The 21,681-nt window shown below is 50.6% G+C and carries 24 protein-coding genes; 7 read left to right on the top strand and 17 right to left on the bottom strand.

The window, feature by feature from the left end; genetic code table 11:
* On the bottom strand, positions 1-7,762 hold a 7,762-nt coding region (locus ACYVRB_RS12460), incomplete at its 3' end, for a MucBP domain-containing protein (RefSeq protein WP_461215778.1).
* Positions 7,763-8,244: 482 nt separating this feature from the next.
* Between ACYVRB_RS12460 and ACYVRB_RS12455 the strand changes: the two genes are divergently transcribed.
* The gene (locus ACYVRB_RS12455; protein WP_461215776.1) at positions 8,245-9,192 is read left to right on the top strand and encodes a Dyp-type peroxidase; all 948 of its coding nucleotides are present in this window, start codon (positions 8,245-8,247) and stop codon (positions 9,190-9,192) included.
* A gap of 61 nt (positions 9,193-9,253) precedes the next feature.
* Here ACYVRB_RS12455 and ACYVRB_RS12450 read toward each other — a convergent pair whose 3' ends face one another.
* The gene (locus ACYVRB_RS12450) at positions 9,254-9,427 is read right to left on the bottom strand and encodes a hypothetical protein (protein ID WP_461215775.1); all 174 of its coding nucleotides are present in this window, start codon (positions 9,425-9,427) and stop codon (positions 9,254-9,256) included.
* Between the two features lie 782 nt (positions 9,428-10,209).
* On the opposite strand from ACYVRB_RS12450, the gene ACYVRB_RS12445 reads away from it, so the two are divergent.
* Positions 10,210-12,027 (top strand): EAL domain-containing protein, encoded by a 1,818-nt coding sequence (locus ACYVRB_RS12445; protein ID WP_461215774.1) that lies wholly within the window; start codon positions 10,210-10,212, stop codon positions 12,025-12,027.
* Between the two features lie 48 nt (positions 12,028-12,075).
* Here ACYVRB_RS12445 and ACYVRB_RS12440 read toward each other — a convergent pair whose 3' ends face one another.
* The gene (locus ACYVRB_RS12440; protein WP_461215773.1) at positions 12,076-12,198 is read right to left on the bottom strand and encodes a hypothetical protein; all 123 of its coding nucleotides are present in this window, start codon (positions 12,196-12,198) and stop codon (positions 12,076-12,078) included.
* On the bottom strand, positions 12,191-12,475 hold the full coding sequence (locus ACYVRB_RS12435; protein WP_461215771.1) for a hypothetical protein: 285 nt from the start codon (positions 12,473-12,475) through the stop codon (positions 12,191-12,193). The genes ACYVRB_RS12440 and ACYVRB_RS12435 overlap by 8 nt, the downstream gene beginning before the upstream one ends.
* Before the next feature lie 193 nt (positions 12,476-12,668).
* Here ACYVRB_RS12435 and ACYVRB_RS12430 point away from each other — a divergent pair, with 193 nt between their 5' ends.
* The 3 genes from ACYVRB_RS12430 (at position 12,669) to ACYVRB_RS12420 (ending at position 13,528) form a co-directional block, all read left to right on the top strand.
* Positions 12,669-12,989: a bacteriocin immunity protein gene (locus ACYVRB_RS12430; protein WP_461215770.1), complete on the top strand. Its 321-nt coding sequence runs from the start codon at positions 12,669-12,671 to the stop codon at positions 12,987-12,989.
* 94 nt (positions 12,990-13,083) lie between these two features.
* Complete coding sequence (locus ACYVRB_RS12425) at positions 13,084-13,212, top strand: hypothetical protein (RefSeq protein ID WP_461215768.1); 129 nt, start codon at positions 13,084-13,086, stop codon at positions 13,210-13,212.
* A 28-nt stretch (positions 13,213-13,240) separates the two neighbouring features.
* The gene (locus tag ACYVRB_RS12420) at positions 13,241-13,528 is read left to right on the top strand and encodes a hypothetical protein (RefSeq protein WP_461215767.1); all 288 of its coding nucleotides are present in this window, start codon (positions 13,241-13,243) and stop codon (positions 13,526-13,528) included.
* A gap of 109 nt (positions 13,529-13,637) precedes the next feature.
* Here the strand turns inward: ACYVRB_RS12420 and ACYVRB_RS12415 are convergent, their stop codons facing one another.
* The 10 genes from ACYVRB_RS12415 to ACYVRB_RS12370 form a co-directional block, all read right to left on the bottom strand.
* Positions 13,638-13,769 (bottom strand): hypothetical protein, encoded by a 132-nt coding sequence (locus ACYVRB_RS12415; protein WP_461215765.1) that lies wholly within the window; start codon positions 13,767-13,769, stop codon positions 13,638-13,640.
* A 94-nt stretch (positions 13,770-13,863) separates the two neighbouring features.
* A complete protein-coding gene (locus ACYVRB_RS12410) occupies positions 13,864-14,436 on the bottom strand; it encodes a helix-turn-helix transcriptional regulator (protein ID WP_461215764.1) in 573 nt (190 codons plus the stop codon).
* Between the two features lie 221 nt (positions 14,437-14,657).
* Complete coding sequence (locus tag ACYVRB_RS12405) at positions 14,658-15,020, bottom strand: hypothetical protein (protein ID WP_461215762.1); 363 nt, start codon at positions 15,018-15,020, stop codon at positions 14,658-14,660.
* A gap of 247 nt (positions 15,021-15,267) precedes the next feature.
* Positions 15,268-15,639 (bottom strand): hypothetical protein, encoded by a 372-nt coding sequence (locus tag ACYVRB_RS12400; RefSeq protein ID WP_461215760.1) that lies wholly within the window; start codon positions 15,637-15,639, stop codon positions 15,268-15,270.
* A 56-nt stretch (positions 15,640-15,695) separates the two neighbouring features.
* The gene (locus ACYVRB_RS12395) at positions 15,696-16,238 is read right to left on the bottom strand and encodes a helix-turn-helix domain-containing protein (RefSeq protein ID WP_461215758.1); all 543 of its coding nucleotides are present in this window, start codon (positions 16,236-16,238) and stop codon (positions 15,696-15,698) included.
* Between the two features lie 127 nt (positions 16,239-16,365).
* On the bottom strand, positions 16,366-16,644 hold the full coding sequence (locus tag ACYVRB_RS12390; RefSeq protein WP_461215757.1) for a hypothetical protein: 279 nt from the start codon (positions 16,642-16,644) through the stop codon (positions 16,366-16,368).
* Positions 16,645-16,667: 23 nt separating this feature from the next.
* Positions 16,668-16,832, bottom strand: a complete 165-nt coding sequence (locus ACYVRB_RS12385; RefSeq protein ID WP_461215755.1) for a hypothetical protein — start codon at positions 16,830-16,832, stop codon at positions 16,668-16,670.
* 34 nt (positions 16,833-16,866) lie between these two features.
* The gene (locus tag ACYVRB_RS12380; RefSeq protein WP_461215753.1) at positions 16,867-17,067 is read right to left on the bottom strand and encodes a hypothetical protein; all 201 of its coding nucleotides are present in this window, start codon (positions 17,065-17,067) and stop codon (positions 16,867-16,869) included.
* 116 nt (positions 17,068-17,183) lie between these two features.
* Positions 17,184-17,930: a LytR/AlgR family response regulator transcription factor gene (locus ACYVRB_RS12375; RefSeq protein WP_461215751.1), complete on the bottom strand. Its 747-nt coding sequence runs from the start codon at positions 17,928-17,930 to the stop codon at positions 17,184-17,186.
* Entirely contained in the window at positions 17,923-19,242 is a 1,320-nt protein-coding gene (locus ACYVRB_RS12370; protein ID WP_461215749.1) for a GHKL domain-containing protein, read from the bottom strand. Before ACYVRB_RS12370 ends, ACYVRB_RS12375 begins: the two co-directional genes overlap by 8 nt.
* A 151-nt stretch (positions 19,243-19,393) precedes the next feature.
* Here ACYVRB_RS12370 and ACYVRB_RS12365 point away from each other — a divergent pair, with 151 nt between their 5' ends.
* Positions 19,394-19,660: a bacteriocin immunity protein gene (locus ACYVRB_RS12365; RefSeq protein ID WP_461215747.1), complete on the top strand. Its 267-nt coding sequence runs from the start codon at positions 19,394-19,396 to the stop codon at positions 19,658-19,660.
* A gap of 39 nt (positions 19,661-19,699) precedes the next feature.
* On the opposite strand, the gene ACYVRB_RS12360 is transcribed toward ACYVRB_RS12365, so the two are convergent.
* A complete protein-coding gene (locus tag ACYVRB_RS12360) occupies positions 19,700-20,227 on the bottom strand; it encodes a helix-turn-helix domain-containing protein (protein ID WP_461215745.1) in 528 nt (175 codons plus the stop codon).
* Positions 20,228-20,375: 148 nt separating this feature from the next.
* Here ACYVRB_RS12360 and ACYVRB_RS12355 point away from each other — a divergent pair, with 148 nt between their 5' ends.
* Positions 20,376-20,741: a bacteriocin immunity protein gene (locus tag ACYVRB_RS12355; protein WP_461215744.1), complete on the top strand. Its 366-nt coding sequence runs from the start codon at positions 20,376-20,378 to the stop codon at positions 20,739-20,741.
* Between the two features lie 160 nt (positions 20,742-20,901).
* Here the strand turns inward: ACYVRB_RS12355 and ACYVRB_RS12350 are convergent, their stop codons facing one another.
* On the bottom strand, positions 20,902-21,204 hold the full coding sequence (locus ACYVRB_RS12350) for a hypothetical protein (protein WP_461215743.1): 303 nt from the start codon (positions 21,202-21,204) through the stop codon (positions 20,902-20,904).
* Positions 21,205-21,449: 245 nt separating this feature from the next.
* Positions 21,450-21,681: hypothetical protein (locus tag ACYVRB_RS12345; protein ID WP_461215741.1), on the bottom strand; the 232-nt coding region annotated here is incomplete at its 5' end.

Here is a 21,681-nt window from a genome sequence, read left to right as displayed (position 1 = left end):
GAATCTTCAACCATGCGCTGTAGCCATCATCGCCGGTATCACCTTTGATTGCGATCGCGTAGTCTGCTTCATCGATGGTATTGTCGTTGTTTAGATCCTTCGCGTCTTTACCATTCTTCCAAACTTCATACGCGCTGGCGCCGTCGGCACCCTTGATATCCTTGATAAAGTCATTCTCATCGACTTTGCCGTCTCCGGTCAGATCTTTATCCTTGTCATCAATTGAACCATCGTTGTTAAGGTCTTCCGTTGCCGGAGTCTTTAACCATGCACTGTAGCCGCTGTCGCCGGTATCACCCTTGATGGCTTGGATAAAGTCGTTCCCATCGACGCTCCCGTCTTTGTTCAGATCCTTATCCTTGTCATCGATGCTGCCGTCTCCGTTGATGTCTTCCGTTGCCGGAATCTTCAACCATGCGCTGTAGCCATCATCGCCGGTATCACCCTTGATGCTGATTACAAAGTCCTTTTCATCGACATCTCCGTCGCCGTTCAGGTCTACTGCTTCTGGCGTCTTCTTCCAGGCATCGTACGCACTCGCGCCGTTAGTACCATCAGCGCCTTTGGCACCCTTCAAACTCTCAATGAATTCTGCTTCAGTCTTATTTTCGTTCCCTGGCAGTGTACTCCAAATTTCAAATGCACTCTTACCGTTGGTACCATTTGTGCCCTTCAGGCTGTTCAGGAAGTCTGCTTCGCTCTTCCCGTCGTTGCCATCTTGTGCTTCCCATACTTCGTAGGCACTCTTCCCATCACCACCTTGCAGCGATGCCAGGAAATCACCTTCGGTTGCATCTTTACGATCTGGATCTGCGGCTTTCCAGATATCGAACGCACTTGCACCGTCAGTACCGTTAGTACCATCCGCACCTTTGGCACCGGTCGCACCCTTCAAACTCTCAATGAATTGTGCCTCAGTCTTGTTTTCGTTTCCTGGCAGTGTACTCCAAATTTCGAATGCACTCTTACCGTTGGTACCATTTGTGCCCTTCAGGCTGTTCAGGAAGTCTGCTTCGCTCTTCCCGTCGTTGCCATCTTGTGCTTCCCACAATTCGTAGGCACTCTTCCCATCATCACCTTGCAGCGATGCTAGGAAATCACCTTCGGTTGCATCCTTACGATCCGGATTTGCGGCTTTCCAAATGTCGAACGCACTTGCACCATCCGCACCTTTGGCACCAGTCGCACCCTTCAAACTCTCAATGAATTGTGCCTCAGTCTTGTTTTCGTTTCCTGGTAGTGTACTCCAAATTTCAAATGCACTCTTACCGTTAGTACCATTTGTGCCCTTCAAGCTGTTCAGGAAGTCTGCTTCGCTCTTCCCGTCGTTGCCATCTTGTGCTTCCCACAATTCGTAGGCACTCTTCCCATCATCACCTTGCAGCGATGCTAGGAAATCACCTTCGGTTGCATCCTTACGATCCGGATTTGCGGCTTTCCAAATGTCGAACGCACTTGCACCATCCGCACCTTTGGCACCAGTCGCACCCTTCAAACTCTCAATGAATTGTGCCTCAGTCTTGTTTTCGTTTCCTGGTAGTGTACTCCAAATTTCAAATGCACTCTTACCGTTAGTACCATTTGTGCCCTTCAGGCTGTTCAGGAAGTCTGCTTCGCTCTTCCCGTCGTTGCCATCTTGTGCTTCCCACAATTCGTAGGCACTCTTCCCATCATCGCCTTGCAGCGATGCTAGGAAATCACCTTCGGTTGCATCCTTACGATCTGGATCTGCGACTTTCCAAATGTCGAACGCACTTACGCCATCGGTACCATCGGCACCTTTGGCACCGGTCGCACCCTTCAAACTCTCAATGAATTGTGCCTCAGTCTTGTTTTCGTTCCCTGGCAGTGTACTCCAAATTTCAAATGCACTCTTACCGTTGGTACCATTTGTGCCCTTCAGGCTGTTCAGGAAGTCTGCTTCGCTCTTCCCGTCGTTGCCATCTTGTGCTTCCCACAATTCGTAGGCACTCTTCCCATCATCACCTTGCAGCGATGCCAGGAAATCACCTTCGGTTGCATCCTTACGATCTGGATCTGCGGCTTTCCAGATATCAAACGCACTTGCACCATCTGTACCGTCATCACCATTCCATACCGTCGTTACGGTGTCGTCACTGCCATCACCATGCTTAACAGTGATCTTGGTCCCACCATTTGGATGAGTATCGTCGCCAGCAACTGGCGTTGCCGTGATCGTGTCTCCATCCTTTGGCGGTTCGATCGATCCTAAGACGGTATCATCGCTGCCATCGTCCTTGGTCCCTGGAAGGTAGAATTCGATCTGACCGTCTTTGCCGTCGCGAACTAATGGGGTCTTCGCATCCGCGCCGTCTTTACCATTCGGGATCGTGATCGTCCCCGCTGAATTTCCATTGACCGTGACGTCATACGTGGTCGTACCATCACCGTTATCTTTTCCGGTTGGGCTGATCACTGGTGTTGCCCCGTCATTACCATTCCATACTGTCGTTACGGTGTCGTCACTGCCATCACCATGCTTAACAGTGATCTTGGTCCCACCATTTGGATGAGTATCGTCGCCAGCAACTGGCGTTGCCGTGATCGTGTCTCCATCCTTTGGCGGTTCGATCGATCCTAAGACGGTATCATCGCTGCCATCGTCCTTGGTCCCTGGAAGGTAGAATTCGATCTGGCCGTCTTTGCCGTCGCGAACTAATGGGGTCTTCGCATCCGCGCCGTCTTTACCATTCGGGATCGTGATCGTCCCCGCTGAATTCCCATTGACCGTGACGTCATAAGTGGTCGTGCCATCACCGTTATCTTTTCCGGTTGGGCTGATCACTGGTGTTGCCCCGTCATTACCATTCCATACCGTTGTTACGGTGTCGGGGCTACCGTCAACATGCTTAACGGTAATCCTGGTCCCGCCATTTGGATGCTCAGCGTCACCTTCGATTTCCTCAGCAGTAACTGTATCCGCAGCACTTGCTTTTGGCTTGGCAACATAAATAACCCAGATGTCTTGGCCGTCTGTCTTAAAGGCTGAATCGGCTGAACCATTATCCGGTAAGCTATTGATCTGACCACCATTGATGTCAGCAGTCGCATAGTAATACAGGATGCTGGTATCAAGCGTTCCGCCTGCATCAGGCAAGTCTTTGCCATCATTATTCAATTTGTCTGGGATCTTATATTGAGTGGAGTAATCTGTGCCTTCTGGACCACTAACGGTTACAGGCGGTTGCAGTTCGATGCCACCCACATTTTGATAGACATAGTGAACAGTCCCTGTTCCTTCTACCACCTTGGAATAGGTCACATTGACCGTGATGCTGCCATCTTCATCATCTTTTTGTGCGGCAAAATCTGTGGCCGCTTGCTTGATGGTGTCACCTTTGGTATCAACTGCAGCATCAGTCACTTCGGCTGGATCTGCCGTAAATCCATCAATCGCGTCAGGTGTGACCGAGGCAAACGGTTCCGCTTGCTTCCACGTTCCTAAATCGATCGTCTTGTCCGCATCGTCACCAGTTGCGTTACCGTCTGTGAAATACGTGCGCGTAAAGTCCAGCGTCTGCGTGCCAATGTTTTTAGTCGTGCCATCTGGTTGGACCGCTTGGACGGTAACAGTCAGTTGCTTGTGAGTTTCATTATAGTGCGCGTTATCTTCTTCAGGTGGAGCTGGGTGTTCAATGCGATCAACGGCTGTTGGTTCATAATTGACGGTAACGGTGATTTCATTGTCTGCGTCTTTCGTATCAGCAGCCGTTGCGGTAATTTCATCCCCAACCGTTTTTTGTTGGTCATCCAGCGTCGACTTATCGACGGTGGTTGGCGTCACGGTATAGTGATCGAATGGTGTTGGCGTGTAAGATGCCTTTAACACATCGGTATCGTCATACATAAATCCGCCATTGGTATCACTATCAGCGATCCATTCGCCGTAATCGATGACACCTTGGTCTGGATGGTTGGCGTCGATTTGGTATTTGCGCGTGAATGTGACGTGCTGCGTCGCTTGAGTGGTCGTCTGCGAATCTTTATTCGCGACGATCTTAATGTTAAGCGTCTTGTGCGTTTCAGCGTAGTGATCATCAGTCTTGTCAGACGGCGCGTCATGCCATTCAGGCTTTGGCTCATCAGAGGTATAGTTGACTGTACGCGTCACCGTAAACTGGTTATAGGCTTTGGAGCCAATCGTGCTGCCGCTAGTCGCGTCGATATTACCCTTGGTTTTTGTAACCAGTGGCAAGTCATCTGAGCTGATTGCCTGATTGGTTTCTGCATCGATCGTCGCTTTAGCACCAGCAACGACTGGAACGTGCGTTGCATCATCTGGAATGCCTGCCAGCAAAGTTGTGTCATCACTACCACCAAGGCCTGAAGGGTCCGTTGTCCAAGGCGTGTACACAATGCTGCCATCCTCTGCGACTGTAGCGGTGCGGTAAACCGTGACGGATTCGTCGTCAAAATCGTGCTGTTCTGGGAGCTCTGCAATATCACCTTTGTACACAACACGATTCGTCAGTCTACCGATCAAATAACGTTGGTAGACTTGTGTTGGATCGCCACCCTTGAAGGTGCCTGGATCATCTGGCGTGTAAACACGCGCACCATCTTTGGTGTAGGTGATTTTGACTGTCTGTGCACCAGCAGTAATGGTGAGCGGCTTTGCCGTACCGTCATCGCCGGCTGCGATGTGGTAACCGTCAACCTCCTTATCGACTACTGTCGTATTTGCTTGGCTGCCAATTTCACCAGGAATCTCATAAGAGGACTGGCCACTCTTATTCTTAACCGGATCACCGTTTTTATCCACTAATTTAACGGTGATCATACCGGTAGTAGCCGGCGTTTTCGTGTATATGATTTTCACTACTTGCGGATCAGCAGTAATGGTGAGCGTCTTTGCGGTACCGTCATCGCCGGCAGCGATGTGGTAACCGTCAACCTCCTTATCGATCCCTTTCGTATCTATTTGGGTGCCGATCTTACCACTAAAGGGAATTTTAGACTGGCCACTCTTATTCTTAACCGGATCACCGTTTTTATCCACTAAGTAAATGTCAATCGTACCGGTAGTAGCCGGCGCTGGCGCTGGCGTGTAAGTGATCTTCAGTTCTTGTGGATTCTTGGTATAGATCTTATTGAGCGTACCGTCACCGCCACCGGTTATCGAACGACCAGTGACTTTCTTAGCTTCGTCCGGAACTACGATTGGATCGCCAATAGTCCCGCTATAAGACAACTCGGACTGACCGGCGTCATTGGTAACGACCTTACCATCGGTATCCACTAATTTGACCTTAACGGTGCCCGTTGTGGTCTGGTCAGGCGTTCCGGTACCACCGGCATCATTCTTTTTGTACGTCAAAGTAACAGTTTGGTCAGGCACATCCGTGAAGACATAGTGTACTGCGATCGGGTTTTCACCGATCAACGTATAGTTATCGATCGTCACGTCGATGTCGACAGTCTTCACACCTTGACCTGCAGGTTGTAGCCCTAAAGATCGACGCTGTTGTATCACATTACCGTCTTCATCAACAAATTCGAGCCAGGCCTGATATTTCTTTTGCTCGACTTTGGCGCCTTTGTAAGTGATCGTCAGCTCATCACTGCCATAATCAGTGTATTGGTTCGGGTTGGTCAACCCTATATTCTTCAACGAACTATTTAAACTATCGAAATCTTTGGCACCGCTAAAAGAACTTTGAATCTCATTGGCAATCACTGACCCAACATCAAGCGTCGTCTTTGCTGGATCAAAAGTATACCCACTAGGCGGATCCAATGGATTGAAGTCAATTTCGCCATCTTTTGCGACATGAGCAGTCTTTGCTGAGTTAGGAATCTCCGTCCCATTTTCGTCCAAATACTTGTAAGTAACTGGGAAGCCGTCTGTCGTCGGGGTGGTATCTGGTTCATCAGGCGTACTGTTGCCTTCATTGATGTAATAAAGATCCGCAGAACCCGAGCCCGTACCAAAATCAGTGGCGGTTTTGGCAGTCGTAAACACCCCTTTGATCGGCACCGGCTGAGCGCCTGCATCTGGGGCGACACCGGCAACGTTGGTGCCTTTTTCGACACTCAACGTCGCGTCAGCGGTTACGATCATGTTGGCCAAAATGCCATCTTTAAGCGCTTCTGACAAGAACTTAGCAGGATCACCACCAACATCCCAGCCAACAAACCAGCCACCTAGCTTAGCGGCTGCGCCAATTCCAAATATCGTGCTGACAAGCGGCACTGTCTGGTACTTCGCAACGATCTGGTCAACAGCACCTTGGAACACCGTGTGTAGATGATCAAGGAGGTTATCGATATTCGCGATATCAACGGTAATCAATGTGCCACCGTCGACCTTACTTTGTGTCGCGGTTGCTTCAAGAGGTTCAGTCGGGACTGGGTCAAGGTGCTGATCGTTAGACGATGTCAAAGTGTTCTTGACACTTTCTGCCGTGGCATCGTTATACACGCCGGGATTAGAATTCATTACCGATGCTAGCACTGCGTACGGATCGATATTGAAGGTCACATCGCTCGTCCCAGTGCTTGAAACGTCGATCCCTTCTGGAATCAAAATCTGAGCATAAAGGTCAGACCCAGTAAATTTCGCATTGGAGTTGTTGGCCCCATTGACAACGATTGTCGTGTCCGCCTCGGACTCGGCCTCAGTATAATCACCGCTTGGCAATGGATTAGAAGCATTCTCACCTTGACCACTCGCGGTCGATACCGTCACGTCGGTACTTGGGAAAATCGAATCCGCCACCGACCCAGCGGCTACCGCTTGGATCGTTTGCGTGATGCCGGTCTTCTTAAACGCTTCTGCAGCCAGCGCCTTCGCAGCTTCTAATTCGTCATTGCTAGGGTCGACCAGTGTGATGATGTTATCTGTCAGTTGCGTCTCATCAGTCGTTTCCACCGGTGCCGCCAGCGGATCGACAGTCGCCGCCGGTTTGACAGCCGCCGTCTGCGTTGGCGTTGCAGGACTGATTGCGTCTTGAACACTCGCTTCTACCACAGGCTCTGCATCCACAACAGGTGCCGGCGTCTCTGCTGTTGCTTCGCCAGCATTAACGTCAACCGTCGCTGCAGTCTCAGACTTCTGGGTGGTAGCAGCAGTCGGCGCCTTTGGTGCAACAGGCGTGCTAGTAGCCGTGGTTGTTGCTTCGGTCGTCTCGGCTTTAGCGGCCGGCGTTGTCGCAACAGGGGCAGCAGCCGGTGCTGGCGTTTCTTCCTTGGTGGCAGCCGACGCCGTCGGTACCACAACGGCGGTCGGTTCGCCAGTTTGGCCGGTCAAAGACGCCTTTAACACGACCGTACCGGTGGTCGCCAACGTCACACTAAATTGACCGTTGGCATTGGCGACCACGGTCTGAGCGGCACCATCAGCGGTCGTCGCAGTGACTTCGGCGTTGGCGGCGGTCGTCCCTGTGACCGTCACCACGCCATTGTCGCCACGCGTCGCCTGAGCGCCGTTAATATCAAGCTGAGCCTTAGTCGGTGTGCTCTCAGCTTCAGCAGTCGGTTTTGCGGCAGCTTTTGTCTGGAGCACCGCCGTATTCGAGGCGCCGCTGGCCGCGCCGGAATCAGATTTGTTAACGTACGTCGCTGCGTCCCCATTGGCAGTCGTATCAGCGCTAACAATATTCCCTTGTAAAAACGGCAAGACGGTGAAGAAGGTCGTCATTAACCCAGTAAATACCCACATCTTACCATCTTTGAACATTTTATAATGGATCTTCTGATCAGTGTTTACCCTGACAGAGTTATGTTTCGAACCTGCTTTCATCATACTCCTCCTTATTTTTGTACATACACGGAATGTGTGAATGCTTTACGGGGTATACAATCCCGTTGATGCGACGAGTATATCATTTGGCAAACACCAAAATTTGCCAGAAATACAAAAAACTTTTAATTTTTATGGAATTATTGTTAAAAGCTAGTATTTTAAAAAATACTATACTTTTGGGAACAAGAATATTAGATTATTTTGATATCGAGGTGTCAATTCTACTTGTCAGCGATTCGGTTGTTCAAGATTCAAAGACACTCAACGCTACCATTCCTGCCCAAATAACCTCTACCTGTCTGGCGGAGGGCTCGAATTGTGCCACCGTCTCTGACAACAATTTTCAAAGATATCATCACTGACTTCTAAATAAAGATGCGCATTGCGCCTTATCTTTCTAAAGATTCTTACTAAAGTTGCACCCGCTCGCCGCAGATAGCGCCTATACTAGAATCAATATCAATAAGGAGATGGATCTCATGCCAATCGATTTACGAGATGTTCAAGCCGTGTATAAAGACGCCGGGGACAACATCATTTTCGCCACGATGAACTTATTGCGCCAAGACCACGCCGCAGACCTCGCGGCGATCCAAGACCTGGCGGAACGCTTGCCCGCCTTCGAATCATCGCTGAACGTGCGCTACCCTGACAGCGGCTTGGCCGTTGCGTTCGGGCTTTCACGCAACGCCTGGGACTACCTGTTTCCTGCACAGCCACGACCGGCAGAACTTGAAGAATTCCAGCCGGTCGTGGGACCAAAATATACCGCGCCGGCGACCCCTGCAGACCTGTTCTTCCACGTCCGCGCGAAAAACTCTGCGGTCACCTTCGAGCTGATGAGTCAGGTGATGGATCGGATCCGCGACCATGTGCAGGTCGTTGACGAGACCCACGGCTTCCGCTATTTTGAAGGCCGCGCGATCATCGGCTTTGTCGACGGCACCGAAAACCCCAGTGCCTTAGACACCCCGGATTATGCGGTGATCGGCGACGAGGACCCGACGTTCATCAACGGCTCGTATGCATTCGCCCAAAAATACGATCACAACTTAGAAGCGTGGAACAAACTCAAAACCGAACAGCAAGAAGCCGCCATCGGCCGCAAAAAGTTTTCCGACGTTGAACTCGAAGACGAAGAGAAGGCCCCTAACGCCCACAATGTCGTCTCCCAAGACAACGAAGGCGGCGTCGAACATAAGATCGTGCGCATGAACGTGCCTTACAGCGATCCTGCCAAAGGCGTCAACGGCACGTATTTCATCGGCTACGCGCGGCACTGGACCGTCACCAAGCGGATGCTTGAAGGCATGTTCAGCAACTCCGATCGCCTGCTGGACTTTTCCACACCAGTCAGCGGCGAGGTGTTCTTCATTCCATCACGTCATCTACTGGCGGCGATCGCCGACGGAGAGGACTTCGCCTAACAAAAAAATGGCCGCCAACCAATCGTGGTTGACGGTCATTTTATTGTCTGCGATCGATTTATTAAAGGTAATTGAGCGGGTTCAACGCTTCCAGCCACAGCCACCAGAAGTCTTCCCAAAAGTCGACGGCCTTTCGATGGCGCAGATGTCGCCAAAATTTGCGGACTAGCGCCAACAGTAAGCAAAACAGCGTCCACACAACGGCAATTATCAAAATCAGACCCACGATCTGCATGATTGCTCCTTTCACAAGGTCGGCGCATACCTGCAAAAAAAGTTTCAGGCACGCTTTTGCTTCTTGGACGGATCCGTTCAGGACAACTCAAATAATCGTTAGCAAGTTATTTATTGTTGATAAGCCCTCCGGAAATCGACGCCGCACCAAATCCACGTTTCAGCCCCTGCCGAACGTGGATTTGGTGCGGGTCGTTACCCGGTTATATGCAATTACGAGAGTGGTCGAGCACCGCCAAGCCTGTAGTACCGGCTGTGCGCTCTGCTTCTCGAAAGTACTGCAACGCCTACGCTTGGAAGCTAGGCCGGCGACGTTGCGGAAGGCTCCGCGCTGTCGCAGTCGAGCTTTCTGGGGCAACGCGTTTCGGAGCGCGACCTTAGTCATGCTTCACTTGTCACCAAGTGGCCGTTCAACCGTTCAGACCTGTGAATTGGCCGTAGCTTCGTATCCGGCCGTTCAAGTCATCGATGTACTGGAATTGGAGATCCAACCTTCCAGGATCAGAAGGCTGCGGCTGGTCTCACTGGTGTGCTGGGGAAACAAGGGATATTTGGAGGACCGGTCAATAGATACCCCTACCCAACGCCTGATTAAATTATTGCACGAGTTGGAAGCGGTGTCTATTTTTTAGTCTCGGCAATTTTTTTGATTGCTAATGCATCCCTGTAACGATGCGCATAATCCAAGCAAGCGGGTGTCAATACCATTGTTTATTAAAATATTTTTAGTTATACTTATCTCCTATTGTACTTTCATAATTTAGACGTAAAAGAGGCAAGCACATGTCGGCTTGGATGATTGGTGTTTCGTACACCACAACATTAATATTTAGTATTTTCCTGGCGCTAGGGATGACATCCCTGTTGTACTGGGTCAACGACCGCGCGGTGAATCCACTCATTGTGGCTCATCGTACCGGCATCGTCCGCGTCGCAGGGTTAGTTTATCTGTGGGTGTTGTATATCCTTCAAGACTTCCAATACCGCGTCGATCCGCAGATGCATGTCTTTGGGCTTCATTGGGCGTTTTTGAACCTGATGCTCGTCAGCCTTTACGTCATCGCCGTACGCACTGGCGACTGGGTGACGATCATTATTCAAGAGCTGTGTTGCGCCTTTTATTTAATGCGCTATGCGCGGCCGTTCAGCCCGCAAGTCGTGATCGTCTTCCTCATCTGGGCGGGGGTGTTGTGCGGATTGATCGTGATCCGGCACACCATGCAGCAGCGACGAGCGTGGGATAATGTGGGGATGATTGCCTTGGGCATCGCCGGCATCGTCGGGATCTACATCTCCCGACCGCGAATATTTGACGCGTGGTGGTGGGTGCGAGAACTCAGCGCTTATGTGATCTTAGGGCTAGCCGTTCAAGCCTATATCCGTCTGACCGTTACCGCCGACGCCAACACCGCCAAGATGCAACGCGTCGCCGCATACGACCAGATGACTGCCACGTCCGTACTGGCGCACAACCAAAGCGACATCGCCAAGATGTTTGATCTCGCTCAGGTCACCCATCAAAAAATGGTGGTCGCCGCCATCGACGTCGATCGCTTCAGCGCGTTCAACCAACACTACGGCTACTTGGCCGGCAACGTCGTTTTGCTGGCGATCGCCGATGTGATCCAAGCAGTGGTGCGCAAAGCCGGCGTTACCGCCCGCCTGTATCGCTCTGGTGGTGAAGAATTCACCCTGGGGTTTTTAGGCGCCACCGCCGAAGAAGCCGCGGCCGTCGTCGGCGATTGCCTACAAGCCGTCGCTAACAAACATTTTCCGGTCAACGGCGGTTCCGCCGGGCTCACCTTGTCGGCCGGGCTGACGATCGCCCAACAAGAAGATGCCAGCATCGACTCAGCCTTCACGCGTGCTGATGATAACCTGCGGGTCAGCAAGCAACACGGCCGCAACCAGATGTACGGCAGCGGCGTGAAGGCGACTGGCACAGAGCCTGTGCTCACCTACTTCGCCCAGCCGATCGTGCACGCGTCAGCAGACGCCACCAAGACTTGGGGCGCGGAACTGTTGTTGCGTCAACAAGACGGCGAACACTGGCACCTTCCCGAACACTTCGATATCCATGTCGACAAGCAGGTGGCTTTGATCACGCAAGTCCTCGCCAACAGTTCCTTGAAGCGCGTCAACATCAACTTGACGCCTGGGCAGTTTGCAGACACGAGCATCGCCAACGCGCTGGCCGGATTTGCCAATGCCACCTATGGCCCGCAACAACTGGTCGTTGAGATCACCACGGTGCCTGATCTCGCAACGGTCCGTCGCGTCACAGCGATCTACCGTAGCGCTGGCATCCGCGTTTTCATCGATGACGTAGGTTCGGACAATTCTTACGAGCTGGTCCAAAAAGTCCTGCCTTACATCGACGGGGTCAAGTTCGCCATGCAAAACCTTCGCAAACACGAAACCACCCCGCGCATCCACGAACGCGTGACCTTCTGGGCGAACACCGCCAAAAAAGCCAACATCGACTTCATCTTGGAAGGCATCGAGGATCAAGACGATCTGACCTTCGCCGCCAGCCTCGGGATCCACTATTATCAGGGCTACTACTTCGGCAAGCCGACGCTGCCAACTGATAACGACTAAAACAAACCGGCAAGAGACGCGCGTCTCTTGCCGGTTTTTGTCTGCACACTAGTTAATTTCGACCGTGGCTGCCGCACCACCGATCGTCACCTCGGCCTCATCAAAGGCCAAGGCAAAGAAATCAGAATGTGCCGCGTATTTGGCGGTTTGCGGATACTTGTTGTTATACAAGGCTAGCTGCTGTGATCTTGGTCACGGTCGCTTTGCGCACGCGCATCACGTCGTTTTGCCCAAACTGCGGTGTCGCAAAAGACGCCTGCTGGTGTGCAGCAATTTCTGCCGCTTTTTCCGCCTTACCGCTGGACATGAACAACACCAGGTCGTCGGCCTTGTCGTAGACCCCTAACACGATCCGCACATCAGGCGCCGTGCCGTCTTCGGTCAAGGTCGCCACGGCGATCTGCGACGCATCATTGACGATTCGTTCTAAATCCGTCTTACTTGCCAAAAAGATCCCTCCAGTATTGTTTCGATCAGCAAACGCGCAATCTATGTTCGCTTAACCAAATTGTAAGCGGTGCCTGTTGAGAATACAAGGGTCGGGATCATTGTGCCACAACACACCACCTAACAGTTCTGTCATCTCTGTTGCATCCCCATCTAACATGGCCTAATATCATGGCCATACAGGAGGAACGCCCATGGATAACGACACCCAAGCAATTTTTGATCTGATCGACACTGCCTATAATGAAGAATATACGAACCCGCTCAGCCAACAGTACCATCAGATTTTGCTCGAACACGCCCAGGCCTTAGCCAACGGAGAACCCATGGCGAAGACGCGGCTAGCCTTATACCTAGCGCTTTACAACCTGCGAGGCTTCCGGCCGATGACCTTGCCACCAGCCGGACGCGCCTTATATGGGACGTTGCACGATTATTATCGCGACGTCGATGCTAAGGCGTTACGGCATCAGGCTTTGGCCTATGGCTTGATCGCCGCCAGCGGCACGTGGTAGTCAGCCCGCACACAACATAAGGAGGAGAATCATGTCGACGCTTGTTGTCTCATGAGTCATCATCGCCATCTTATTGGTCCTTGTCGGTGTCGTGTTGATCCTAGCCAGCATCAAAGCGCACTTGGCGAAGCCTTGGAAGATCGTACTCGGTGGCATCGGGATCCTCACGATCGGCGCCGGGCTCTTCTGGTTCTTATTTCTGGTAGGCATCGCCATTCCGTAAAACACTTAACCCAACGGCGCCAGCATCTGTGAACGATGCCGGCGCCGTTTTGACGTGTATGCAGAAAAACGGTGCCCTTCTGCAAATCGCCAACGAATCGGCACTGCCCACATTAATTTCGCAATGCCGTGAAAAAGTCAGCGAAAACACCATTTTTCCGGAAAACGACACACGACAAATTTTTAAATTGGTGCTTCCAATTCAGTCGTCGCGTGAGAATCGCTACACCAAGCGGCTTGGCGCCGATTCCCGCGCCAATTTTTATATTTGTCGTATGCCATTTCCCGAAAAGTCGCTAAAGTTCACCCTTCGATAGCCGCTTGGCGAAAAGTTCACGCCTTTTTGCCAAAACAAACACCTCTGCCGCCTTTCCCACAAACTGGGTCAGGTGACAGAGGCGTTGGCATCTTAGTCTGGTACAGCCATTAACGCTTGCGACTCACGCTTGTCGCCAAGCGCATGATCAATCCGAACAGCAACGCTCCGCCCATAATCTTCCAAGTCTTCTTTGGCACGGCAGCGATCGTGCTTTTCATATCTTCTCTAGTTGGCATCATGTGGCATCGCTCCTTTCTACCTTAATGATAGCGAGGAAGCGGTGCAACTGGCAACTTTGACGCTTGGCGATCCACTTCTTTGTTCAACACGCCTTCACTTAAACAGATGGAAGAACCACGTATTGGCGAAGAGCATGACCACATAGTAGCCAACAATACCACAAACAACCAACACCTTATTCATGCGATCAGAATGGCGCTTGATGGGTGCGTCATGATGTGATTCATTGTTCATGAACGCCAACACCTCGGCAAAAGTCTGCACATGGTTACGTCGCTTCAGTACCTCACTTCGCCAACTCGCAATACTCAAAGCCACCAAAATGATCCCATATATCGCGTACAGCCACACGTTACCACGAAAGACAGCGATCGCAGCCAAGCCGATCGGCAACAACAAAATCGCACCACTCAATACATAGCCCCACCGCCACATCTGTGCGCGTGCCACTGCGTTTTTCATCATCAAGACATCTCCTTTGACTAGTTCGTCTAGAGAGACATCAAACAACGTACTTAACAGCAACAGATTCTCAAGATCAGGATAGCTATGACCGGTCTCCCAGTTAGAAACGGTTTGGCGTGAGACATAGAGTTTCTTGGCCAGTGCCTCCTGTGAGTAACTACGGGCTTTGCGATAGTGTTGAATCTGCTTGCTAAGGTTCATTTGGTATCTCTCCAGTCGTATCGTCTCAGGAATAACTTCAGCATACCACCGCATTGAGCTGACATGACTAAAAAGCGCACTGTCAAAGTGTTTTGACAACGACTTCACCTGGGAAATACTTCTGCGTCGAATGCGGTCAACGATGTGTTCACGCACATCATTTTTTCTACGATCAAATCAACCGCCCGGTATTTCTCATCCAAAACGACAGTCCTTACCAGCTATTCCGGGAGGCGTTTTTGCCGCGCCATCTCGATACCAACCACGATCGCAAACAACACGAGTAACACCCCAGCTTGCAGGTACAAGTCGACGTACAGCTTATGCACCAACACCGCCAGGATGAACAACGCTGCCAACAAGCCAACCGCCGTTCCTTCGAGTTTCAAGTGGAACGCCTTGCGACTCTTGATCATCAGGACCCCGGCCGCAACAAAGACGACTGTTGCAATCACGCCGATCACAATGCTCGTCACCCCTTGCGCCACCGCGAGGACAAACATTAAGCTGATCAGCGTCCCCCAGCCCAACATGAAGCCAGCAATCAATGACATGATGCCAAGAACTAGTTTCACGACTTTCATCGATTATCCCTCCATTGGGAAATAACGCCACCCAGAAACCATTACCATAGCGAGGATATCATCTATGAAAGCGTATCACAACGAACATTTTTGTCACCGTGAGCATAAAAAAAAGACCGTAAGTAAACTTCGTGGCAGGAGTTTTACGGTCTGCTGGACCAGCATGTTGTCGCATGCTGGTCTTTTTCTATAAAGCAATTATAGCATGCATGTTTCCTAAGCGAGACATGCTGATCCTCGATAAACTTCAGGAACGTTCTGTGTGCTTATAATTCTTCGCATCGCGGATCATTTGCAAATATGACCGCGTTATCCGTTCCGCCATCTCAAAAGGCACTTCATAAACGTTGTGCGCAAACCACGCTTGCAACCAAACTGCGTTGTCATGTACCGACCCGTCACTTTGATACATGTGCATAAAGATCTCGCCATCTTGATCATGCGAGAGCTGGAAATGTTTGATATACCAAGAAGGCGTATCAAAACTCGGCTCTAATTCTTTGATTTTGGCGAATAAGTCATCGATCAAGCGATCATAACCAAATAGAACGGCACGCAAATTTTCTTCGCTTTCAGAATCAGCGAGTTTGATATGGTATTCTCGCATTAGATTGGACATGATTGATATCCTCCTGTCTTAAGATGACACAGTAGCCAAATATTAAGCACATCATCTTACCCCGTGAAGAATCTCAGTAAGCCAAGTAAGCCAGCTTTAACGTTTTGTAGGCAATATTGTAGCTGGTATGTTGCTACCCTTTGCTGAATGGCGACCTGGATCGCGTCTATTTCTTTATCTGCATCTTGCTTAGTCGCGTAATAGCCAAGCAAAAACGTCTCCTTGCCAAAGAGGCTGCCTGCCGTTGCAGAATAACCTAATATTGCCGCTTGCGCCTTCTTGTGCCCAAAACCGCTGGTCATTACAACGCGAAAACTGCCTAACTGTGCAACTGCACCATCAACAGCCGATTTGATCGTTATCCACCCACTAGCGGCGTTTGCCACCTTGACCCCGGCCTCGCCGTCATCCCCAAGTAACGCATCATACGAAACGCCAAAGAATTCCTTCAAGAGATGCAAGCGAGTTAAATCCGGCTCAGCAGTACCTAATTCGTACTTAGAAACTGACTGCCGGCTGATCCCCAACTCGTTGGCCAACTGCTCTTGTGACACGCCGGCCTTCTTCCTCAATGCAACCAGGTTATCCTTAAACATCATCGCCACCTCCATGCCCTTATTGTGCCAGATGGCTAGCAATCGCACCACCAAATAACAGAGGCAATTTCGCAACCATAAGTTGCAAAGAGCAATTTGTAGACGATAACGCTAGCGCCAGCAAGGCTGGTTATAAATGCGTTAGCCCCATTCCCCGCTGTGCCCCTCCTCTGGGATACGCTTTAACAAGCCAACTTAATAACGCGACGCCTTCAGTGGATAATCGCTGTTGTGCCGCCAATAACGAAAGTCTCATTTTAAGTTGATCCGCAACGTGGGTGTCGTCTTTATTGTTGGCCAATTCGCGGGTGGCCGTTTTGAAAATATTAACTTCTTCCGTTGATAAGTCAGTCGCGCTCATCGCTTGTGACAGGTGTTGTTCGAGATCTAAAGCCGTGATTTTTGCCATCGTGAAGACTCCTTCTTGTGAAATTACCGTTTGCGGGTCAAAAGGCCGCCGTAAAAGGCAACCATCAAGGCGATGATCGAAACGAGGTAACCCCACCAAGCCTGGCCGGTTGCAATATCCAAGCCCAGCATGACCCCACCGGCGACAACCAGTAGTGCTTCGCCTGTTCCAAATCTAAGATACATCATGTTCTCCCCACCAATGGCTTACCCGCTGCAGCTATCAAAGCACACCCGTCACGATCAAAATACTTGCCAGCAACATTAACCCGCCAAACAGCGCGGAAAACCACAACCCCAAAGGCGAAAACGCAGACGTGGCGTGATCGCCCTCATTTTTGATGAACCGCACCGTTCTGTATGTGACAAAAAACTGCCAGATCGCTCCAACCAAAAAAATCAGTGCAACAATGTACTTCGACACAGAAATCACCTCCACAAGTTTAGCTTATCGCATGACCGCTGAGATAGCAGTAATTCTTGTTAACGTCGCGAATTGTTGCATGAACGTCGGCTCGAATCGATCGGCACAACCGGCTCCTAAGCCAGTAACAACTTCCGCAGTCCGGCGAGTTTTCTATAACTCACTTCCACTCTAGCCCCGCCGCTAAAATAGACGAAACGCTGCTTAGCATCCAGAGACTGAACCTGCTTGGGATTGATCAGCGTGCTTTTGTGACACCGGAAAAGCATGGGAAATTTAGCTTCGATTTGGTTGAGATTCCCGCTAAAGGTAGCCGTTTCTTGTTGGGAGTGCACCTTCAGCTCTCCAGGCGCTCCCGGCACGGTCTGGATGTATTCAAGCTCAGCCAACGGAATCGAGAAGACGCGCGAACCGAGGCCATAGCTAAACAACCGTGGCGTATGCAGCTGGCGATCGACCTGGCGCTTGTGTACCGCCACAACATCTGCGTGGATCCGGGCCACGACTGCATCAGCGTCTTCGGTCTTTGGAATCAGATCCAACGGCGCGATTTGATGCGTCAGGATCTGCAACGCCGCTTCCGCGTGACTGGTCACGAACACGATCTCAGCCGTCGCCGACCGCGTCCTGATCCAGTCTGCAACCATCACGCCGTCTTCTGATGAGGCGGAGATCTCAATATCTAAGAAAAACAACGACGTGTCTAACGCATCGACGTCGATCTGCGCGATCAAGCGGCGAGGATCGGTTTCAGCGACTAAATTGATTGCGGTGAGCGCTTCAACCATCAGCACGTTTTGGACACTTTTCGTCAAAAAAGTTAAAAATGGCTGGTAATCTTCTAGTAGATAAATATTAAGCATCAGCAACCCCTTCGATAAACAGCGAGATTTCAAGCTTTTTCGCCTGTAGATGCTTGCGAAGCTTCAATTCGTGATGAGTCGCAAGCAGTTGCTTGATGATCATCAAACCATTGCCGTGGCCTACACCTTTGGTCGTGTAGCCAGCCTGGTTGAGTTGCGCCAGCTTGAACGTCGCCGGCACCGTGTTGATCACCGTGATTTCAACGCTTTGTTGCGCTTCTGCGGCGATCAATACGCTAAAATCATGCTTTTGATCGGCAACTGTCGCTTCAAGTGCGTTATCGATCAGAATCCCCACGATCCTAACGATCGCCAGCACGTCTGGATGTGAAGCGAGAATCTGTTTTCCCTTAGTTTCCAGGTTCATCTGCACGCCTTGGTTCAACGCGGCGGTCCATTTGAGATAGATCAGGCTTCGCAGCGGACTACAGGCGATTGCAGCGAGTGATGCCGCGTCGGGTTGCTGACTCGCTAATTGTGCCTGTGCTTGCATGATCAGCGTATCTGTCGACTGCGTTCCGGTCGCATCTGGATCATGCGCAAGTGAAAACCGGATCGCGGCAAGAATATTCTTATAATCATGCAAGACCTGTCTGGTTCGCGTCTGTTGCACTTCGAGATTGGCGTAATATTCTTCCCGCGCGGCTTCGCTTGCTTTGAGATAACGCAACCGCGTCTGGTCTCGATACGCCCGCAAAGCAAAGGCGAGCGAAAGCACACTGAGCAAGATCGAAAGGATAAAGATCCCGAGAACGAAGGCCTCGGTCACCGGCTTGGTATCGATGATCGTGAAGATGAATTCAAACACATATAACATCAAGCAGATCATGCCAGTGTAGATCAAACCCATTTTCCAGATTGGCGCACTGTTGTTGACGGCATCATAGAGCCTCTCGAGCCAGAGGGTCTGCTTGGACAGCAGCCAAAACGTCAAGCCGACTAAGGCAACAATGATCCCCACTCTGACCACGACGAAGACCGTCATAACCGTGTGGGGATACCAGACCTTGCCAAATTCTAGAATGATCGATCCAATATTGATGATGATCAAATTCAGATCCATCATGACAAAGACCCAAAACGTGTCTGCGCTTCGTCGATGGTGAATAAGGTAAAGCGTCAAGATCAACCCAAATAACAGCTCGCCCAAGGTTGAAAAGCACGTCGACAGCACTCCGGCCAGTAGCGACCAGAATAAAATGAAGCGCCATGCCAATTTGCCGAACATCATGCGCGCCAAGATCGCAAGCCATAACCCATAGAGGGGAAACGTTATCGCAAAGTAGAGAAGCGTCGGAATCGCACCCATCATTTTCCTCCATAGCTGATGATACTTTAATGTAACCGCAAAACTGGTATCAACACAACCACGTTTATCTGAACAAACAGCACGATTACCAAAGATGACTTCATCGGAGTGAAACGATGCTATAATCGAACGGATGTAAAGGAGGGAAAACGTTTTGACAGCAAAAACCGACTACGAGCAGATTGCAAACTTAGTCTCCGAGGCAATGGCCGATCCCGAGATCGCGCAGACACCTGAGTTGATGGCGCTCTTGACACGCATCGGTGATGACGCCTTACATCAGCGCGACTACTATGATTATCGCAACGACTTTCTGCCACTAGTATCAAGCTTTGCCCGCGCGCATCATTCCCACATGCCGCAAGCGCTATTGACATTGCTAAAATACGTTCAGACCCCGAAAGGCTGGAGCGGTTTTTAGTGGTCAGGTAACTTTTCCCGGGAAATATTTCCAGTATGGTCACCTGTAACGAATATTCGACAGCCGCAACAGCTGTTGATACCGCGCTTCAGCTTTCGTCGGTAAGACAAAATGCTCACGGTGCATCAGTGACGCCACCTTCATGTTTAACGACATCAGCACATAAGGCGTCGACGTGCCGTCGGTCATCAGGCGCTGATATTGTTGGGCCAGCAACGCCTTCAGCGACGCTTGTTCCGGCGGCAACACCGCGATGATATCAATCAGCAACGAGATCGCCAGTCGTCGCCGTTCACCACCACCGGCGTACCACTTGATCTCTTTGTCTTCAGCACGCCAGCGAAACAGGCCGCGCCACTGCATCTTCTGTTTCAACCCCAACAACACCCGCACGTCGCACTGAAAAATCTGTGCCAGCTGCACCAGCATGTCGACATCGGGATAACTTTGGTCGTTCTCCCACTTAGACACCGCCTGCCGGGTAACGTGCAACTGCGCGGCCAAGTCACTCTGCGATAACCCACAGTGCTGCCGCTGTTCTTGGATCAATTTACCCATCTTCAACATTTTACGTCACTCCCCATCAGCCAAGGCTACAAAGCTACCGCAACATTGTCAACTGAATAACGGGGCAACGGTTGGTTGCGGCTCGGATCTGCTGGTGTTGCTTGCATTGTAGTAGAGGCACGCCTACGCTGAAGGCGAGGTGAGATAGATGTCAACCAAATCACAAAAGCAAACGACTACTTCAGCAAAACAAACCATTACAGCGTTATCCGCATTGCTGGCCCAGCGCCCGGATCAGTCGCCGCAATTATTAGACATCACAGATGTATTGCGTCAGGTCTACCAGAAGCTCGACACCGCCAAAAATCCGGAAGCGCTGATCAATCGGCTCGTGAATTATATCCGCATCAAAGCAAGCAACGGTAAGATCACATTCCCGACGCCGCAAGAAAACCTGATCGACGAATTGGCTTGGATCGGCGCTAAGGCTGGCTTCAACGGCCAGTACATGGCGGATTTCTCAGACAAGCGCCAGTTTTACAGTTTCTTAGAGAAGATGCCGGTTCGCGACTGAGACGAGACCCGACTTAACATGAAAAGGAGCCGCACAGCGCGGCTCCTTTTTTGTTCTTGTTGTATTGCTGAATCCGTCAAAATTTCCACTATCCTCAAGAATGGCTTCTCACAAATGTAGCCGCTATATTCTTTGCAGCCATCCCCACTTAAAAGCCAACTTAATCCTTCTTCATTGCCATTCGAATCATCTGAACAAGCGTGACCACAAAGAACAGGCCGAATCCAATTAGAAAGCTCTGTCTGGCATCTGCTAAAGGTGCTCGTAGGATAAAGAAGTCAATTAAGAAGTAGCCTGCCGGCAAAATCACTGCAATCAGTGCTGATAACAAAAGCACTGCGAACCTCCGACCAATTGATTTCATTTGTTCACCCTTTTCGCATCCCCCACGCACCATCATCAGGCCATTACTATATTTATAGTAGCAATCGAAAACGCACATCACAACGAACAGTTTCGTCACATATCGAGATCTTGAAATTGCTGTTATTTATATTGATGCGACTTCGTCTGTGATGAATACTTTGTTTGTCTAAACGCCGTCATGCCAAGGTTAATTACCCACACCACTCATGCGACAGACTTGCGTAACAATTGAGACGGCGGTTAATCGTGGTTACGATTTATTTGATTCCCAGTCCGTTACCTATGTGCACCGTACCCGTCGGTTATCGTTTGTACGTACTTAAGCAACATACCATACTAGTCTCAATAATATTTACGTTCTTCGGCCTCGTACTCCGCAAATTCAGAAAACATCCCATCACAACCTTCAAACATATTCGTCAGTGCTCGGACGCAAATTTCAATATTACCTGGATTATTCACCTCGGTATTTGGGACATGAAATCGCATCTGGCCGGTCTGAAAGCAACGTTTGGAGCGTTGCGAATACTGACTGAGCGGAGAAGTTGGTGATCGATGCACCACGAACAGACCG

The sequence above is a fragment of the Lacticaseibacillus boliensis genome, assembly GCF_054784775.1.
Note: the sequence above shows the minus strand (reverse complement) of the source record. Positions and strands in the feature narration are given on the sequence as shown.

What these genes read in the sequence shown, in the direction of transcription:
- ACYVRB_RS12455 (WP_461215776.1), top strand. Translation starts at nt 8,245, where the DNA reads ATGCCAATCGATTTACGAGATGTTCAAGCCGTGTATAAAGACGCCGGG.
- ACYVRB_RS12450 (WP_461215775.1), bottom strand. Translation starts at nt 9,427, where the DNA reads ATGCAGATCGTGGGTCTGATTTTGATAATTGCCGTTGTGTGGACGCTG.
- ACYVRB_RS12445 (WP_461215774.1), top strand. Translation starts at nt 10,210, where the DNA reads ATGTCGGCTTGGATGATTGGTGTTTCGTACACCACAACATTAATATTT.
- ACYVRB_RS12430 (WP_461215770.1), top strand. Translation starts at nt 12,669, where the DNA reads ATGGATAACGACACCCAAGCAATTTTTGATCTGATCGACACTGCCTAT.
- ACYVRB_RS12415 (WP_461215765.1), bottom strand. Translation starts at nt 13,769, where the DNA reads ATGATGCCAACTAGAGAAGATATGAAAAGCACGATCGCTGCCGTGCCA.
- ACYVRB_RS12410 (WP_461215764.1), bottom strand. Translation starts at nt 14,436, where the DNA reads ATGAACCTTAGCAAGCAGATTCAACACTATCGCAAAGCCCGTAGTTAC.
- ACYVRB_RS12405 (WP_461215762.1), bottom strand. Translation starts at nt 15,020, where the DNA reads ATGAAAGTCGTGAAACTAGTTCTTGGCATCATGTCATTGATTGCTGGC.
- ACYVRB_RS12400 (WP_461215760.1), bottom strand. Translation starts at nt 15,639, where the DNA reads ATGTCCAATCTAATGCGAGAATACCATATCAAACTCGCTGATTCTGAA.
- ACYVRB_RS12395 (WP_461215758.1), bottom strand. Translation starts at nt 16,238, where the DNA reads ATGATGTTTAAGGATAACCTGGTTGCATTGAGGAAGAAGGCCGGCGTG.
- ACYVRB_RS12390 (WP_461215757.1), bottom strand. Translation starts at nt 16,644, where the DNA reads ATGGCAAAAATCACGGCTTTAGATCTCGAACAACACCTGTCACAAGCG.
- ACYVRB_RS12385 (WP_461215755.1), bottom strand. Translation starts at nt 16,832, where the DNA reads ATGATGTATCTTAGATTTGGAACAGGCGAAGCACTACTGGTTGTCGCC.
- ACYVRB_RS12375 (WP_461215751.1), bottom strand. Translation starts at nt 17,930, where the DNA reads ATGCTTAATATTTATCTACTAGAAGATTACCAGCCATTTTTAACTTTT.
- ACYVRB_RS12370 (WP_461215749.1), bottom strand. Translation starts at nt 19,242, where the DNA reads ATGATGGGTGCGATTCCGACGCTTCTCTACTTTGCGATAACGTTTCCC.
- ACYVRB_RS12360 (WP_461215745.1), bottom strand. Translation starts at nt 20,227, where the DNA reads ATGTTGAAGATGGGTAAATTGATCCAAGAACAGCGGCAGCACTGTGGG.
- ACYVRB_RS12355 (WP_461215744.1), top strand. Translation starts at nt 20,376, where the DNA reads ATGTCAACCAAATCACAAAAGCAAACGACTACTTCAGCAAAACAAACC.